Origin of the sequence: Exiguobacterium sp. s50 (assembly GCF_018618175.1) — a bacterium.
GTDB lineage: Bacteria > Bacillota > Bacilli > Exiguobacteriales > Exiguobacteriaceae > Exiguobacterium > Exiguobacterium chiriqhucha.
Window position 1 is genome coordinate 131,220 of the sequence record NZ_JACSLP010000005.1, and the last position, 15,545, is coordinate 146,764.

Annotated in this window: 17 protein-coding genes; 9 read left to right on the forward strand and 8 right to left on the reverse strand. The window is 53.3% G+C overall.

From position 1 onward, the window contains the following. Window positions 1–187: 187 nt before the first annotated feature. Together KNP68_RS08935 and KNP68_RS08940 are read left to right on the forward strand one after the other, a co-directional pair. Window positions 188–760 carry a TetR/AcrR family transcriptional regulator gene (locus tag KNP68_RS08935; protein ID WP_131471661.1) on the forward strand — a complete coding sequence of 191 codons (573 nt, stop codon included), beginning with the start codon at window positions 188–190 and terminating at the stop codon, window positions 758–760. A gap of 24 nt (window positions 761–784) precedes the next feature. After that, window positions 785–3,928 carry an efflux RND transporter permease subunit gene (locus KNP68_RS08940; RefSeq protein ID WP_029596312.1) on the forward strand — a complete coding sequence of 1,048 codons (3,144 nt, stop codon included), beginning with the start codon at window positions 785–787 and terminating at the stop codon, window positions 3,926–3,928. A gap of 44 nt (window positions 3,929–3,972) precedes the next feature. Here KNP68_RS08940 and KNP68_RS08945 read toward each other — a convergent pair whose 3' ends face one another. Beyond that, entirely contained in the window at window positions 3,973–4,710 is a 738-nt protein-coding gene (locus tag KNP68_RS08945) for a YwqG family protein (RefSeq protein WP_214799400.1), read from the reverse strand. 151 nt (window positions 4,711–4,861) lie between these two features. On the opposite strand from KNP68_RS08945, the gene KNP68_RS08950 reads away from it, so the two are divergent. From KNP68_RS08950 to KNP68_RS08970, 5 genes are all read left to right on the forward strand, one after another. Next, complete coding sequence (locus KNP68_RS08950) at window positions 4,862–5,218, forward strand: CidA/LrgA family protein (RefSeq protein ID WP_029596314.1); 357 nt, start codon at window positions 4,862–4,864, stop codon at window positions 5,216–5,218. Beyond that, on the forward strand, window positions 5,215–5,889 hold the full coding sequence (locus tag KNP68_RS08955) for an LrgB family protein (protein ID WP_214799402.1): 675 nt from the start codon (window positions 5,215–5,217) through the stop codon (window positions 5,887–5,889). The genes KNP68_RS08950 and KNP68_RS08955 overlap by 4 nt, the downstream gene beginning before the upstream one ends. A 127-nt stretch (window positions 5,890–6,016) precedes the next feature. Further along, window positions 6,017–7,255, forward strand: a complete 1,239-nt coding sequence (gene pepT / locus KNP68_RS08960; protein WP_214799405.1) for a peptidase T — start codon at window positions 6,017–6,019, stop codon at window positions 7,253–7,255. Between the two features lie 55 nt (window positions 7,256–7,310). Further along, on the forward strand, window positions 7,311–7,757 hold the full coding sequence (locus tag KNP68_RS08965; RefSeq protein WP_214756416.1) for an SACOL1771 family peroxiredoxin: 447 nt from the start codon (window positions 7,311–7,313) through the stop codon (window positions 7,755–7,757). Between the two features lie 26 nt (window positions 7,758–7,783). Further along, window positions 7,784–8,482: a DNA/RNA nuclease SfsA gene (locus KNP68_RS08970; RefSeq protein ID WP_214799406.1), complete on the forward strand. Its 699-nt coding sequence runs from the start codon at window positions 7,784–7,786 to the stop codon at window positions 8,480–8,482. Between the two features lie 23 nt (window positions 8,483–8,505). Here the strand turns inward: KNP68_RS08970 and KNP68_RS08975 are convergent, their stop codons facing one another. Further along, the gene (locus tag KNP68_RS08975) at window positions 8,506–9,117 is read right to left on the reverse strand and encodes a stage II sporulation protein M (protein WP_214756418.1); all 612 of its coding nucleotides are present in this window, start codon (window positions 9,115–9,117) and stop codon (window positions 8,506–8,508) included. 130 nt (window positions 9,118–9,247) lie between these two features. On the opposite strand from KNP68_RS08975, the gene KNP68_RS08980 reads away from it, so the two are divergent. Further along, window positions 9,248–10,873: an ABC-F family ATP-binding cassette domain-containing protein gene (locus KNP68_RS08980; RefSeq protein WP_021068037.1), complete on the forward strand. Its 1,626-nt coding sequence runs from the start codon at window positions 9,248–9,250 to the stop codon at window positions 10,871–10,873. Window positions 10,874–10,906: 33 nt separating this feature from the next. On the opposite strand, the gene KNP68_RS08985 is transcribed toward KNP68_RS08980, so the two are convergent. Beyond that, window positions 10,907–11,662, reverse strand: coding sequence for a FixH family protein (locus KNP68_RS08985; protein WP_029596320.1), 756 nt, complete (start codon window positions 11,660–11,662; stop codon window positions 10,907–10,909). A 278-nt stretch (window positions 11,663–11,940) separates the two neighbouring features. On the opposite strand from KNP68_RS08985, the gene KNP68_RS08990 reads away from it, so the two are divergent. After that, a complete protein-coding gene (locus tag KNP68_RS08990; RefSeq protein WP_029596321.1) occupies window positions 11,941–12,966 on the forward strand; it encodes a polysaccharide deacetylase family protein in 1,026 nt (341 codons plus the stop codon). 37 nt (window positions 12,967–13,003) lie between these two features. Here the strand turns inward: KNP68_RS08990 and KNP68_RS08995 are convergent, their stop codons facing one another. From KNP68_RS08995 to KNP68_RS15180, 5 genes are read right to left on the reverse strand one after another with little or no spacing between them, the layout of a single operon-like run. Next, window positions 13,004–14,014, reverse strand: a complete 1,011-nt coding sequence (locus KNP68_RS08995) for a ThiF family adenylyltransferase (RefSeq protein ID WP_029596322.1) — start codon at window positions 14,012–14,014, stop codon at window positions 13,004–13,006. Next, a complete protein-coding gene (gene moaC, locus KNP68_RS09000) occupies window positions 14,011–14,436 on the reverse strand; it encodes a cyclic pyranopterin monophosphate synthase MoaC (RefSeq protein ID WP_029596323.1) in 426 nt (141 codons plus the stop codon). The genes KNP68_RS08995 and moaC overlap by 4 nt, the downstream gene beginning before the upstream one ends. Next, window positions 14,370–14,789 carry a molybdate ABC transporter permease subunit gene (locus KNP68_RS09005; RefSeq protein ID WP_241764623.1) on the reverse strand — a complete coding sequence of 140 codons (420 nt, stop codon included), beginning with the start codon at window positions 14,787–14,789 and terminating at the stop codon, window positions 14,370–14,372. Before KNP68_RS09005 ends, moaC begins: the two co-directional genes overlap by 67 nt. Further along, window positions 14,786–15,211 carry a molybdate ABC transporter substrate-binding protein gene (gene modA / locus KNP68_RS15175; protein ID WP_251131488.1) on the reverse strand — a complete coding sequence of 142 codons (426 nt, stop codon included), beginning with the start codon at window positions 15,209–15,211 and terminating at the stop codon, window positions 14,786–14,788. The genes KNP68_RS09005 and modA overlap by 4 nt, the downstream gene beginning before the upstream one ends. 14 nt (window positions 15,212–15,225) lie before the next feature. Beyond that, on the reverse strand, window positions 15,226–15,519 hold the full coding sequence (locus tag KNP68_RS15180; protein ID WP_251128708.1) for a molybdate ABC transporter substrate-binding protein: 294 nt from the start codon (window positions 15,517–15,519) through the stop codon (window positions 15,226–15,228). Window positions 15,520–15,545: the final 26 nt, after the last annotated feature.

The following is a 15,545-nucleotide window of genomic DNA, read 5'->3' on the forward strand; positions in this document are numbered from 1 at the left end:
TAATTACTCTCAGTTACTATCATCACTGATAATCATTCTCACGTCAACCTTTTTATGAAATCGTTTACCATAGTTATAAACACATAACTTAACAGTTTTAACATCATCATGCCTTGACTTCAAAATGACTAGCCCCCTATAGTGAAAGAGAACAAACCGTCTGGTCGGTACAGAAAGGAGGTATGACATGACAAACCGATCAATGATCACGAAACAGAAATTGTTGGATGCCGCGACGGATATCATCATGGAGCATGGTGTACATCATCTTACATTAGATGAAGTCGCCAAGACGGCAGGCGTCTCGAAAGGTGGTCTCCTATATCATTATCCATCCAAAGAAGCGCTGTTGACCGCAATCGTCGAACGGCTTCAAACCGAGCAAAACGAGTTGTACGAGTCGCTTCAAGCCGACGGCAACGGTCCTGTCGAAGCGTTCGTTCGCCTGTTTGACGAGACGAAACTCCATCCCGAGCGTTCACCGATTCACATCGACGCCGAGAAAATGATTGCCTTCTTGACGCTATTCGCTGTCGACCAGGAATACGCCGAACGGTGGAAGCACGACCTCGACACGTTCTTCGCAGCGTTTCAACAGACGAGCGACCCCGTCGAGACGATGATTATCCGTTATGCACTCGAAGGGATGATGATGTCCGAGCACTTTAACGTCGGCGTCGCCCCTCCCGCCCTAAAACAAGACATTATCGCTCGCTTGATCGAGCGAGCCCGGAACATCGATTCGGGTAAAACAGACTAACCCATCAGAGGAGAAATGAACCCCATGCAGAAAATCACGTCCTTCTCCGTCAACAACAAGTTCGCAGTCTGGTTGATGACGATCATCTTGACGGCCGCCGGAATTTTCGCCGGCTTGACGATGAAACTAGAAACGTTGCCTGACATCACGACACCGACCGTCTCGGTGACGACGATTTACCCAGGCGCTTCACCTGAACAAGTGCTCGACGAAGTCAGTACCGTGCTCGAAGAACGCTTGAAGAGCTTGAACGGCGTCGAACAAGTTCGATCGTCTTCGTTCCAGAACGCTTCAAACATTCAAATCGATTACGATTTCAGCACTGATATGGAAGAAGCTGAACAACTCGTCAAAGACGCGCTCAGCAACGTCGAGTTGCCGGAAGCCGTCCAAGACCCGCAAGTGTCGCGTCTCAGTTTTGACGCATTCCCGGTCATCGGGGCAGCCGTCTCAGATGAGAGTCTCGATTTGGCCGAATTGACGAAATTGGTCGAAGATGAGTTACAACCGGCCCTTGAAGGGGTCGAAGGCGCTCAGACCGTCCAAATCGCCGGACAAGAGATTCGTCGTGTCGAGCTTCAGTTCGATGAGGAGGCACTCGCCGAATACAACTTGACGGAAGACACGGTCAAACAGTTGATTCAAGCGAACGATGCCCGCATCGCGCTCGGCCTATATGAACTCGGTGATACGGAACAAGCCGTCGTCATCGACGGGAAGTCGGAGACGCTCGAAGCGTTCCGCGACCTCCAAATCCCGTACTCACCCGCACAAACGGAACAGCCGGTGCCAGGTGCGCCAACGGAACTTCCGACTGGCGAGACCCCACAAGTCCCGACTGAAGTGCCAGGTGCCGTCCCACCTGCCAACGTCCCGACAACCGTACCGACCGTCGCCTTGAGCGAACTCGCGACGATTGAAGACCGCGGCGTCGAGGAATCGATTTCACGGTCGAACGGGGAACGTTCCATCGGGATTCAAGTGACGAAAACGCAAGACGCGAACACCGTCGATGTCGTCAACGCCGTCAAAGATGTGCTCGCCGACTTCGAAGCCGACTATGACACGGCCAACGTCACAGTCACGCTCGACCAAGGCCAACCGATTGAAGAATCGGTCGAGACGATGGTCTCGAAAGCGTTACTCGGTGGTCTGTTCGCCATCTTGATTATTCTCGTGTTCCTTCGTAACTTCCGCTCGACGATTATTGCGGTCATCTCCATCCCGCTCTCGCTCTTGATGGCGTTGATCGTCTTGAAACAGCTCGACATCACGCTCAACATCATGACGCTCGGCGCGATGACCGTCGCCATCGGGCGGGTCGTCGATGACTCCATCGTCGTCATTGAGAACATTTACCGTCGCCTCACACGTTCGAACGAGACATTGCGCGGCAAAGAACTGATTATCGCTGCGACGAAGGAAGTGTTCATTCCGATCGCGTCGTCGACAATCGTCACGATCGCCGTCTTCTTGCCGCTCGGTTTCGTCACAGGATTCGTCGGCGAGCTGTTCTTACCGTTCGCCTTGACCGTCGTCTTCGCCTTGCTCGCGTCACTTCTCGTCGCGATCACGGTCGTTCCGATGATGGCCGACTCGTTCTTCAAGAACCGCGACAAGTTGAAACCGGAAGAAGGTCCCGGAAAGCTTGCCGAATGGTATCGCGGCGTCCTCAACTGGTCGCTCAACCATAAACTCGTCGTCTTTGGTCTCGCGACAGCACTCCTAATTGGAAGTTTCGCCCTCGTCCCAGCCATCGGCGTCAACTTCTTGAACCAAGAGTCTGAGAAGACGCTTTTCGTCACGTTCGACCCAGAACCGGGTCAAACCCTTGACGATTCAATCGCGGCAGCTGAAGTTGCCGAGACGTACTTCATGGAAGAGCAAGCGAACGCGACCGACGTTCAATTCACGGTCGGTGGTGAGAACCCGCTCAACCCTGGCAATAATAAACAAGGAATCTTCATCGTCCAGTATGATCCGGACACGGAAGACTTTGCTGACGTCAAAATCGCCGATGTCGAACGCTTGAACGAACTCGCCACAGGCGGTGAGTGGAAAGAACAAGACTTCGCCGGCGGCGCCGGAACGAGCGGTGTGACGTATAACGTCTATGCCAACTCACTTGAAGAGCTTGAAGCAATCGTCCCGACATTCATTGAGACGATTGAAGAAGAGACGGATTACGTCCGTCAAGCAACGTCTGACCTTCGCGAATCGTACGTGCAATACACGTTCAACGTCGACCAGCAAGCTGCTGCTGAGGCAGGTGTCTCGGCCGCTCAGCTCGCCCAGACGATTGGACAGTTCCAAGCGCAAGAAAGCCCGCTTTCGACCGTGACGATCGATGACAAGCAGCTCGATGTCATCATCCCGACGGAACAAGTCACGTACGACAGCATTGAAGACTTGCAGGAACAAGAAGTGACAACACCGTTCGGCCCTCGCCCAATCTCGGACTTCATCGAAGTCGAGGAAGGCACGACACCAGATACGCTCGTCCAACGTGACGGGAAGCTCCTTGCTCGCGTCAACGTCGAGCTCAGCACCGACAAAGCGACGGAAGCTTCGGCTGCCATCGAGGAACGTGTGTCTGACATCGAACTCCCGACTGGTGTCTCGTATGACGTCGGTGGGGTCACTGAACAGATTCAAGAATCGTTCACCCAGCTCGGTCTCGCCATGCTCGCGGCCGTCGCCATCGTCTACTTGGTGCTCGTTATCACGTTCGGTGGTGCCGTTACGCCTTTCGTCGTCCTGTTCTCGCTCCCTTACGCGATTATCGGGGGACTTGTCGCTCTCCTCATCACAGGCGAAACGATTTCGGTATCTGCCTTAATCGGTGCGCTCATGTTGATCGGAATCGTTGTCACGAACGCCATCGTCTTGATTGACCGCGTCATTCATAAAGAAGCGGCCGGTCTCTCGACACGCGATGCCTTGCTCGAAGCAGCCGGTACGCGTCTCCGTCCGATTCTCATGACGGCGCTCGCGACGATCGGTGCCCTCGCACCGCTCGCTCTCGGCCTTGAAGGCGGCGCCTTGATCTCGAAAGGTCTCGGTGTGACCGTCATCGGCGGACTGACGAGTTCGACGCTGTTGACGCTCCTTATCGTCCCAATCGCGTATGAGTTCTTCGCACGGTTCCGTAAGAAAAAAGAAGCGTAATTCAAAAGAGAGTCGCCCATAAAGGGTCGACTCTCTTTTTGCGCTCAGTAACATTGCATGATGATTTCAGCTTCTTCAAACCGCTTGGCTCGGAGCGCTTCGATCGGAATCAGGAAATAGAGGATGCCGGCGTCGCCGAACATGATGTCAAGTTCATCGCTTGAGTCCATTTGGAATAAGAGAAATGGGTCACTGAATCGTTCCCCATGGGTCTCTTCAACCTCTTCAAACACATCATGTTGCACCTCGTCTGGATGACCGCCGACCGCATGCGTCTCTTCTTCATTGAATAACTCCTCAAACGCGGAATACTCGTCCTCACTCATCAGATCAAACAAGTCGTGATCGTTCTGCGCATAGCCTTCTTCGAATGCGACAGCCCTCTCGTTGAGTGCTTCGCCGACGCGGACCCTTACAAGCGCCGTCGCATCTGTATAGAGGACGCGCCAAAGGTGACGTTCGTCCGCGTCACCCCACGGTTGTTCGTCCAAATCATAGAAGAACGATAACACCCCTTCTTTCGGAAGCGCTTCGACCGATTCAAATCCAGTGAAGTCACTCAGCCGGAACTGTGCCAACAACGTCAAGTTCTCTCCAGGATGGTCCGACGCACTCGGCAAATCTGGGTAGCCGCCAAATTTCGAATGACCAATCGCGACTTCTTCTCGTGTCGTTCGGGGTTCAAGCTTCAAGTTAACGCGCTTCGTGAACGCCGCCAAGATGTCATCACCCTGTTCGAGCCCGTGCTGATCAATAAACTGTTTGATTGATTGAAGTTCCATTCGAACACCTCATTCGGATATGATAAAAGTAGTCTACCATACCGAACGTGTGTACCCTTTATCATTTTTTATATAGCCTTTATCTTGACCGAATGAATGAAACTTGAGAAAATGCATACGTTTTGAACTTATTCGCGAAAGGATGTCACATATGCAACGTCTCATCAAATGGATCATCGGCCTTTCGCTCTTGTTTGGCTTGAGCGCACTCGGCAATTGGATCGTCGCTGCGCTTGATTTAAAAGTTCCTGGAAGCGTCATCGGAATGGTCCTCTTACTGCTCTTATTGATGACCAAACTGATCCGTGTCGAATGGATTGAAGACAGCGCTGGTTTTATGACAAAGCATCTCGCTTTCTTCTTTATCCCGATTGCGGTCGGACTCATGTCTTACAGTGATTTATTGAAGGCGGAAGGTGTGCCACTGTTTGCCGCCTTGATCATCAGTCTATTCGTTGGCCTCATCGTCACCGCACTCATCTCTGGAAGACGAGGTGAAGCCTCATGACATTATTTTGGGTGCTCGTCACCATCGGCGTCTACATGTTGAGCCGCAAACTATCGTTCAAATGGGCTTCCCCCTTCACAAACGTCGTCTTCTTGAGTACAGCGACATTGATTGTCATCTTGCTCTTGTCCGGACAGACGTACGACACGTACGCCCCGGCTCGAGACGCCATCACGACGCTGCTTGGACCAGCCACGGTCGCACTCGGATTACCACTCTATCGCAACTTGCCTATCTTGCTCGCGCGTGCGAAACGGGCGCTCGGGGCCATTATACTCGGGACGCTGTCGACGATTTTCGTCGCTGTCGGGTTAGGGACCGCGCTCAAATTGACGGATCACGTCTTGCTCGCCTTGTCCGTCAAATCAGTGACGTCACCGATTGCCTTAGAATTGGCGCGGCAACTACAAGGTGACGCCGCACTCGCCGCGTCGGTCGCCGTCGCTTGTGGGATCCTCGGGGCCATGCTCGGTCCGACGATTCTCACGCGCTTCAACGTGACCGACCCGTTCACGCGTGGACTTGCGCTCGGGACGCTCAGCCACGGCATCGGAACGGCCCAAGCCGCGACGGAACATCCACTGTCAGGGGCCACGGGCGGAGCGGCGATGGGTCTGTCTGCCATCTTCACATCATTCATGTTACCGTTTCTACTTCCTCTTCTGTTTTGATTTGGGAAGAACTCGGGCACGGAGAGGCCTTCGCGCCTCTCTTTTTATTTTCAAACAATTTCGATACTTTTCAAAACGGCTCTCATGCTACACTAATTGAGAACAGATTGATCAGAGGAGGTAGACCATGCAATCGAAATTGATTGAACGTTTAATCACGTATGCAAAAATTGATACACAGTCCGACTTCACGAGTGAGACGACACCGTCGACGGCGAAACAATGGGACTTGATTCGTCATCTTGAGGCCGAGTTGAAAGCGATTGGACTCGCAGACGTCGAGACGGATGAATACGGCTACTTGTTCGCGACCTTACCGAGCAACGTCGACCACGATGTGCCGACGATCGGGCTTCTCGCCCACGTCGATACGGCGACCGACTTCACCGGTACGAACGTCAACCCGCAACTCGTCGAGCATTACGAAGGCGGCGAGATCGTCTTGAACGAGGCGCTCGGTGTCATCCTATCGCCGCGCGACTTCCCGGAGCTCGACGGCTACGTCGGACATACGCTCATCACGACAGACGGGACGACGCTACTCGGTGCCGATGATAAAGCCGGCATGGCCGAGATTGTCACCGCGGTCGAATACTTATTGGCCCATCCGGAGATCCCGCACGGACCGGTCCGCATCGCCTTCACACCGGACGAAGAGATCGGACGCGGCCCGCACAAGTTCGACGTCGCCCGCTTCAACGCCGACTTCGCCTATACGATGGACGGTGGTCCGCTCGGTGAACTCCAATATGAGAGCTTCAACGCCGCCGGTGCCACGGTCACGTTCCACGGAACGAACGTCCACCCGGGCAGTGCTAAAAACAAGATGGTCAACTCGATGAAATTGGCGATGGCGTTCCACAACCGCCTTCCGGCCGATGAGGCACCAGAGCATACGAGCGACTATGAAGGCTTCTTTCATTTGAACGGTTTCTCTGGCGACGTGGAGACGACGACATTGCAATACATCATCCGCGACCATGACCGGGAGAAGTTCGAGGCGCGCAAAGCGTTGCTCGAAAAGCTCGTCGTCGAATGGAAACAGAAATACGGTGAAGCGCGTGTCGACTTGAAAATGGACGATCAATACTACAACATGGCCGAGAAAATCGAGCCCGTGAAACACATCGTCGACACTGTCGCCGACGTCATGCGCGAACTCGGGATTGAACCGAAAATCGAACCGATTCGCGGCGGGACGGACGGTTCGCAACTATCGTATATGGGCCTCCCGACCCCGAACATCTTCACGGGCGGCGAGAACTATCACGGCAAGTTCGAATACGTCTCTGTCAACAACATGGAAAAAGCGACCCACGTCATCATCCAGACGCTCCGCACGTTCGCTGAACGCGCGCGAGCATAATCTATGCGCCTCCAATCGTTCTCTTCTAGAATAGAGACATTGGAGGCGATTTTTTATGAAGCATACGTTTCAAATGAACCTCGACTGGACCGGCGGACGTAACGACGTCGGAACGATCGAGGCCGAACGGTTGAAGACACAAATCTCGATCCCCCCGGAAATGGACGGGCCCGGCGTCGGGACGAACCCCGATGAGATGTTGCTCGGTGCTGCGGCGACGTGCTATATCATCACGCTCGCGGCCATGCTCGGTCGAAGCGAACTGCCACACCAAGGCATCACCATCGACGCCGAAGGCATCGTCGACGTGACGAACGGTGTCTTCACCTACGAGACGATTCGCTACGCGACAAACATCAACGTGCCACAGACGGCGACAGACCGTGACATCACGCTCGTCGAACGGATCGCCAAAAAAGCGAAGGACGGCTGTATGATTTCGCGCGCCTTGGCCGGCAACGTCACGTTCGAGCTCGACACGACGGTCACCCGCGTCGACTGACGATAATCCGTTTCGAACGACCGTTGATGGAAGGCACGATCGTCAAGCGGCGCAACCGCTTCATCATGGATGTCTTGCTCGACGATGAAATCGTCGCGTGTCACTGTCCGGTCACGGGGCGAATCGGCGACCTCGTCTTTGACGGTGTGCCATGTCTCGTCTCAGAGGCACCGATTTCCACACGCCGGACTCGGTTCACGGTCGAGGCGATCTCAGTGGACACGGACAATCAATGGATCGGGATTCATCAAGGACAAGTCAACGACCATGTCGCCCATCTATTGTCCTCGACACAACTCGACGTCTTCCCGTCTGCCCAACACGTGGAGCGTGAAGTCCTCATCGACTCGTCACGCCTCGACTTCAACGTCGATGGCGTGTACATGGAAGTGAAGACCCCGCTCGCCGAACTGTTCGTGACGCCGATGCCTCATGTTTCACGAGACGCGGTCAAGGCGCCCGTCGAGACGAAACGATTCCTCCGCCACTTGGAGGCGCTCATCTCGACCTTGCCGGAAACCGGTCGGGCCGTGCTGTTATACGTCTTCTTGTACGACGCGCCCGTCTTCACCGGTCATCCGAACCGAAGACACGACACCTTGATTCGCCAACGGCTTCGCGACGCGACCGTGGATGGACTGGAAGTGTGGCAATTGAACTGTCGTTTCACGGCAGAAGGCATCGTCCCGCTCCGTTGCGTTGAGACAACACCTCACTTCAATTGAAAAAGCCATCGTTGATGGCTTTTTCACTGTAATAACAATGGGGTCACGTACGCCTCGATGACAGCGGAGATCGCAAGGAGCGGAACCGCAATCAACACGAACGTCTTCACCCCAGCGAGAAACAGCGCCTTGAATGTGACGTCCGTCTCTTTCCCGCGCAGCTTCTTCCACACATGACGGTTAAGCGATAACCCCATCGCCGCTCCGAGTAAGATGGCCGAGATCTCGGTGATCCCGTGCGGCAAGATGCCGAGCACGATGACCCGAATCACAGATTCGCCAGCGAACCCGACGAGCATGGCGACCAGGCCGATGACCGCGGCGTTGATGACGACGAACACGTATGGAATGAAGAGTGGGATCAACCCGAATAGAAATGCAAACAGCGTGACACGGGTATTGTTCACGAACAAGGCGATCATCGTCTCGCGCGCGCTCGAATCGAACGTCAATCCCCTCGATTCAAACGTATCCCCGAGCTGGGCTAAAATCTCGTCTATTTGATTAGGTGCGATGACCGATCGAAACAAGAAGTACGATCCGATGCCCGTGATGATGAATAGCATCCACAGGCGCAGAAAGTCTTTCCGATAATAGTTCGACCATGCCTCGCGAATGGATAGCGATGTTTTCATTTGAATTCCCCCTTACCAAGCTATACGAATCTCGTCAACGTTTGTTTCATTTTCCCCACAACTGCGCGTTTTCAAAAAACGTGATACAATACACGTCGTAAACAAATCAGAAAAACGAGGGATCCTATACATGATTACAGTAAATAACGTAAGTCTCCAATTCGGTGGCCGCAAGTTGTTCGAAGACGTGAACATCAAGTTCACACCAGGCAACTGTTACGGCTTGATCGGCGCAAACGGCGCCGGGAAGTCAACATTCTTAAAAATTCTTGCCGGTGAGCAAGACACGACAACAGGTGACGTCAGCTTCTCGCCTGGCGAACGCCTCGCCGTCCTCAAACAGGACCATTACGCGTACGAAGACCAAGCGGTACTCGAGACGGTCATCATGGGCCACGAGCGTTTATATCAAGTCATGAAAGAGAAAGACGCCATCTATATGAAGGAAGATTTCTCTGACGAAGATGGTATGCGCGCGGCTGAACTCGAAGGCGAATTCGCCGAGATGAACGGTTGGGAAGCCGAATCAGAAGCAGCCATGGTCCTTCAAGGACTCGGCATCACGGACGCGTCACACCACAAGCTCATGAGCGAGCTCACAGGTGGCGAGAAAGTCAAAGTCCTCCTTGCTCAAGCATTGTTTGGCAAACCTGACATTCTTCTCCTCGATGAGCCGACGAACGGTCTTGACCTCAAGGCGATTCAATGGCTCGAAGAGTTCTTGATCAACTTTGAGAACACCGTCATCGTCGTATCCCATGACCGTCACTTCTTGAACAAAGTGTGTACGCACATGGCCGACCTCGACTTCGGGAAGATTCAATTGTACGTCGGTAACTACGACTTCTGGTACGAGTCGAGCCAACTCGCTTCACGTATGGCCAACGACCAGAACAAGAAAAAAGAAGAGAAAATCAAAGAACTTCAAAACTTCATCGCCCGCTTCAGCTCGAACGCCTCGAAGGCGCGTCAAGCGACGTCGCGTAAGAAGTTGCTCGATAAAATCACGCTCGACGATATCCGTCCGTCGTCACGCCGTTATCCGTTCGTCGGCTTCTCGATGGAGCGCGAAATCGGGAATGACGTACTCTACGTCGACAACGTCTCGAAAACAATCGATGGCGTCAAAGTACTCGACAACGTCACGTTCTCACTGAACAAGACAGACAAAGTCGCATTCGTCGGCCGTTCGGACGTCGCCATCACGACACTCTTCAAAATCATCATGGGTGAGATGGAGCCTGACACAGGTACAATCAAATGGGGCGTCACGACGACACAGTCTTACTTCCCGAAAGACAACTCAGAATACTTCGAAGGCTCGGATAAGAGCATCTTGGATTGGTTACGCCAGTTCTCACCAGCAGACGAGTCGGATACGTTCCTTCGCGGCTTCCTCGGTCGTATGCTCTTCTCAGGCGAAGAAGTCATGAAGAAAGCGTCTGTCCTCTCAGGGGGCGAGAAAGTGCGTTGCATGCTCTCGAAAATGATGCTCTCCAACTCGAACGTCCTCGTTCTTGACGATCCGACAAACCACTTGGACCTCGAGTCGATTACGGCGCTCAACAACGGTCTCGAAACGTTCAAAGGCGTACTCCTCTTCAGCTCGCATGACCATCAGCTCATCTCGACGATTGCCACGCGCATCATCGAAGTGACGCCGAACGGGATCGTCGACAAAGAAGCGACGTATGACGAGTTCCTCGAGAACGAATCGCTTCAACAACAAGTCGAGTCACTCTATCAGAACGCATAAGAAAAATCGATCGGCCGCGGCCGATCGATTTTTTTATTTGACCTCGACCGTCTCCATGATATGTTCATGGATGTCGTGTCCTTTCGTCACGTGGACTTGAACGTTGTATATGCCTGACTCTTTGAATGTATGCTCACCTTCATAGCTTCCGCCTTCCGTTTCATCAAGCTTCACCCAGTCGTGCTTGTCCGCTCCGTCTTTGAACACTTCGAGTTGGACGTCCGCACCCGTCAACGCCTCATGCTCAATTTCGACGTTGACTGTGAACGGTTGGACTTCATTGGCGACAGCTTGAGTCGGATCAAGGACAATGTCTGCTCCCGCGTGGTTGTGATGGTCTTGCTCAGCTTCAGCCTCAGCCTCGGCCGCCGTCTCCGGATGGCCGACCGTAACGTTAGTCGTCGGCATCGTATGCATCGAACGGGCCGTCACATGGACTTGCACCGTGTAAACTGCTTCTTCGACAAACGTCGTCTCCGCCTCGTAGACTCCATCTTCTGTGAGCGACGCTTTCGTCATCTCACTCTCTTCCTTGGCGCCATTTTTCCAGACCTCGAACTTAATCTCGTCGGCATCATCGACCGCTTCACCGTCTTGTGTGACGCGAACCGCCAACGTGACCGTCTCGTCTTTGTCCGCCGTGGCTGGAACGTTTAATTCTGCTTCTACCGGTTCCATCGACTGCACCGTCTCCGTGCCACTGACCGTTTCATCGGCTCCGCACGCCCCAAGGACGAACAGACCGACGAGACCAAATGCCACCCCGAACCGTTTCATTGATTTACTCATGTTGAATCCCCCTATTCAATCGCTTACATTCTTCACACATTGTTCATGATAGCACCCTTTTTTAGGAAATGTGTGAGGATTGTGTGATATTTGACACGTTGGTCACTCATAAATCGAACACAAATATTGAGAGTCATTATCCAAAAATTCCTTTCCCTATTTTTAGGGTTAGACGATGTTTACCACTAAAAGGGGGTATATAAAATATATACACAGCTCAATATATGGAAAGCCTTAACATCAAGATACATACACCCAAGAATGGAGGCGAAACCAAAATGAAGAGCAAGTTTGTACGTGTGTTGATGGCCTTGTTGATCATGTTGGCACCGTTAGTCGCTTATCCAAAATCGGCTGACGCCGCCGCTTCGAAATTCATCACGAGCGTGAATACGACGAGTAAAGTTGTCGCGTTGACGTTCGATGACGGGGCGGATGGTGCGAATACGAATAAGATTTTGGACATACTTGCCAAGAACAACGTCAAAGCCACTTTCTTTTTGACTGGATCAGGCGCCAATAACCATCCTCAATACATTAAAAACATCGCAGCTAAAGGTCACCAACTCGGTAACCATTCGTATACCCATCCAGACTTCACAAAGTTGACCGCCACGCAAATGAAATCAGAACTTGATCGGACGGAAGCGCTCATTAAATCGCTTACTGGCAAAACGACAAAACCAATCTTCCGGGCACCGTTCGGCGCCGTCAATAGCGCCGTGTTGAGCGGAGTCGGCGCTGCCGGCTACGGTTATACGATTCAATGGAACATCGATACCGTGGACTGGAAAGGAGTCACTGCTAGCCAAATCAATACGAAAGTACAGGCGAACATCAAACCAGGCTCAATCGTCTTGATGCACACCGGTGCCGGCGCTCCAGGTACACCACTCGCCTTGCCGACGATGATTGCCCAGTTGAAAGCGAAAGGCTACAAGTTCGTCACCGTCTCGCAATTGCTCGCTTACCAAAACACATCTACTAGCAAAACGTATACCGTCAAATCAGGCGATACCCTTTATAGCATCGCCCGAGCTTACAACGTCACAGTCGCTGCGCTCGCTGCGGCCAACAAAATTACAAACTACAGTCTCATCTATGTCGGACAAGTGCTCGTCATCCCGGGTACCACTGTAACTCCTCCACCTACGACGACCGTCAAGTATACGGTTAAATCGGGTGACACGCTCTATAAGATCGCCACTTTGTACAAAACGACCGTCGCTAAGATTGCAGCCGCCAACAATATTACGAACGTCAGCTTGATTAGCGTCGGGCAAGTGCTTACAATCCCACGCTAACCAAAAAAGTGTCCTCCGCTTTTCGGGGGACACTTTTTTATGCGCCAAGACACTCATCGACCATCGCGATTGCGACGTTCGCGTCATCAATTCCATGGACGAGCACACGACCGTCTTTAAATAAAAGCATCCGATGATTCCGCCATCGCCATTCTAATGTGAACGGTGTCTGTTTCACAGCGATGTCCGCACGCTCGAGTTGATGTGCGATTGGTTCAAGCCCTTCGATGGACCGACGGACTTGGACGACGTCACGCCCACAGAGGAGTGCTGTCTGTTGCCGATTCGGGACGAGGCTCGGATAGTCGTGAATTTGACAAGAAGGACAAGACACATCGACGAGACGTGCGACATCTAGTCGCTGTGACTGGTTTTCCCACATATCTTCAATCAAGAGTCGACGTTCCATCTTTTCATGACGCCCCGTCAAATATTTCAATGCCTCAACGGCTTGACGACTTGCCACATGTTGAACGATTGGCGCTACCACCCCCGCTGTCGCGCACGTTTGCCCGGCTAGCGGCAAATGACGCATGAGACAACGAAGACACGGCGCTTCTCCCGGCATCACTGTGTAGTTCATGCCGTATGCCCCGACGCAAGAGGCAAACAAGAACGGAATGCCACGCTCGAGTGCGAAATCGTTCAATAGAAGACGCGTCTCGACGTTATCGGTTGCGTCCAAGATGAGATCAACGGACGGCAAAGGCCGAAGCCAATCCCACGAGACATCGGCGATTTGAGCGTCCAACTCAACGTCTGAGTTGATGGCCCGCAGGCGTTCGAGCGCTGCGACCGCTTTCGGCGTCTCGGAACGTGCGTCCTGTTCCGTATAGAGCGTCTGTCGTTGTAAGTTCGTCACCTCGACGTAGTCGCGGTCGACGAGGATGAGCGAGACGCCGGCCCGAACAAGTTGATCGCTAACGGCCGCCCCGAGCGCGCCGAGACCGACGACGAGCACGCGTTTCTCCATCAGACGTTCTTGGCCCTCCACCCCGATGCCGTGGAACCGGGCCTGCCGCGCGTAACGTTCTGGGACAGGTGTCATCGGATGTAGTCCCCTGACTTCCCGCCTTGTTTCTCGAGCAAGTATGTCGGTCCGATGACGATGCCTTTATCGACTGCTTTCGTCATATCGTACACGGTCAAGGCAGCGACCATTGCTGCCGTCAACGCCTCCATCTCGACACCGGTATCGCCTTTCGTCTTCACAAACGACTCGATGATGAGCTGTGTCCCGTCCCATTCGAACGTCAAATCGACTTTTTTCAAGGCGAGCGGATGACACATCGGAATGATGCGGCTCGTCTCTTTGGCGGCCATGATGCCAGCCACTTGAGCGACAGCGAGTACATCCCCTTTTGCAAGACCCCCATCCGTGATGAGTTGTTTGAGTTCACCGCTCAGTTCAACTGATGTACGGGCCCGAGTAGTACGTGTCGTTTCCGGTTTATCCGAGACATCGACCATCCGCGTCCGGCCTCATACCATTCCGCATCGAGTTGTTTGAGACCGAGACGAATCGTTTGGTAGATGAGTGGGAACGCGGCCAAGGCGGACGCGATGACGTTCGCCTGTTTGGTGAACAAGATAGTAATCGGCAACAATCCGCCGATTCCGTTGTTCCCAAGGACAATCAAGGCGTATAGTCCGATGACTGTCGGCGGCAAGATGAGCGGCAGTAAAAACACCGTCTCCAGCAGCCGCTTTCCTTTGAATTGACGGTGATGCATGAAATAGGCCGCTCCGAAGGCGAGGACGAAGGCACTCACCGTCGCCATCATCCCGACTTCGAATGTGAGTTGAAGTGGAGATTGCGTCATTTAGAAAATCCTTTCGCTAAAAAGTGAGCTTGGATATCATCGTCAAACAAACGCGCGTAAACATCGCGCACGTATGGGTTGTGCGTCAATCGGACCGCCTGATACGCGATCGTACCCGTCGCTTCAAACGGGACCGCCTGAAGCGACTCGACGTCCGTCGTCAGTTCCGTCTTATAGACAAATCCCGCATTGGCGTCGCCTTGTTCGATGAGCGTCAACACTTGTCTCACATTCTGGGCGAACATGATTCGTGGTTCCACTTCTTCCCACACGCCTTCCACTTCTAGCGCCGCTTTCGCGTAGCGACCGGCCGGGACATTGACCGGGTCACCGATGACGATCCGAGCACATGCGTTTAAGTCGTCCCACGTCTCCGCGCACGGATTCCCTTTCGGTGTCACGAGCCACAGCTCGTTATGCAAAAACGCATCCCGCTCTAGAATCGGGATTTGTAATCGGTCGACATCTCAACGCTCGCGGCTAAAAAGATATCTGCCGGAGACCCGTGATCGATTTGTGCTCGCAAGGCGCCGCTCCCGTTCGTCACGACCCGAACGTCGATCCCATCGAATTCCGCTTCAAGTTGTCGCTCGACCGCTTCTAAAGCCGGTCCTAAGCTTGCCGCCGCCAAAATGGTCACGGTGGTGTCCTCCGAATCTGAACTCGACCAGACTTGACTTAGTAATAAGGCGACCGTCACCCCTACGATGACTCCACTCACCCGTTTCATGATTAATCACTCCTTTGCCTCCCCTT

What these genes read in the sequence shown, in the direction of transcription:
- KNP68_RS08935 (WP_131471661.1), top strand. Translation starts at nt 188, where the DNA reads ATGACAAACCGATCAATGATCACGAAACAGAAATTGTTGGATGCCGCG.
- KNP68_RS08940 (WP_029596312.1), top strand. Translation starts at nt 785, where the DNA reads ATGCAGAAAATCACGTCCTTCTCCGTCAACAACAAGTTCGCAGTCTGG.
- KNP68_RS08945 (WP_214799400.1), bottom strand. Translation starts at nt 4,710, where the DNA reads ATGGAACTTCAATCAATCAAACAGTTTATTGATCAGCACGGGCTCGAA.
- KNP68_RS08950 (WP_029596314.1), top strand. Translation starts at nt 4,862, where the DNA reads ATGCAACGTCTCATCAAATGGATCATCGGCCTTTCGCTCTTGTTTGGC.
- KNP68_RS08955 (WP_214799402.1), top strand. Translation starts at nt 5,215, where the DNA reads ATGACATTATTTTGGGTGCTCGTCACCATCGGCGTCTACATGTTGAGC.
- pepT (WP_214799405.1), top strand. Translation starts at nt 6,017, where the DNA reads ATGCAATCGAAATTGATTGAACGTTTAATCACGTATGCAAAAATTGAT.
- KNP68_RS08965 (WP_214756416.1), top strand. Translation starts at nt 7,311, where the DNA reads ATGAAGCATACGTTTCAAATGAACCTCGACTGGACCGGCGGACGTAAC.
- KNP68_RS08970 (WP_214799406.1), top strand. Translation starts at nt 7,784, where the DNA reads ATGGAAGGCACGATCGTCAAGCGGCGCAACCGCTTCATCATGGATGTC.
- KNP68_RS08975 (WP_214756418.1), bottom strand. Translation starts at nt 9,117, where the DNA reads ATGAAAACATCGCTATCCATTCGCGAGGCATGGTCGAACTATTATCGG.
- KNP68_RS08980 (WP_021068037.1), top strand. Translation starts at nt 9,248, where the DNA reads ATGATTACAGTAAATAACGTAAGTCTCCAATTCGGTGGCCGCAAGTTG.
- KNP68_RS08985 (WP_029596320.1), bottom strand. Translation starts at nt 11,662, where the DNA reads ATGAGTAAATCAATGAAACGGTTCGGGGTGGCATTTGGTCTCGTCGGT.
- KNP68_RS08990 (WP_029596321.1), top strand. Translation starts at nt 11,941, where the DNA reads ATGAAGAGCAAGTTTGTACGTGTGTTGATGGCCTTGTTGATCATGTTG.
- KNP68_RS08995 (WP_029596322.1), bottom strand. Translation starts at nt 14,014, where the DNA reads ATGACACCTGTCCCAGAACGTTACGCGCGGCAGGCCCGGTTCCACGGC.
- moaC (WP_029596323.1), bottom strand. Translation starts at nt 14,436, where the DNA reads ATGGTCGATGTCTCGGATAAACCGGAAACGACACGTACTACTCGGGCC.
- KNP68_RS09005 (WP_241764623.1), bottom strand. Translation starts at nt 14,789, where the DNA reads ATGACGCAATCTCCACTTCAACTCACATTCGAAGTCGGGATGATGGCG.
- KNP68_RS15180 (WP_251128708.1), bottom strand. Translation starts at nt 15,519, where the DNA reads ATGAAACGGGTGAGTGGAGTCATCGTAGGGGTGACGGTCGCCTTATTA.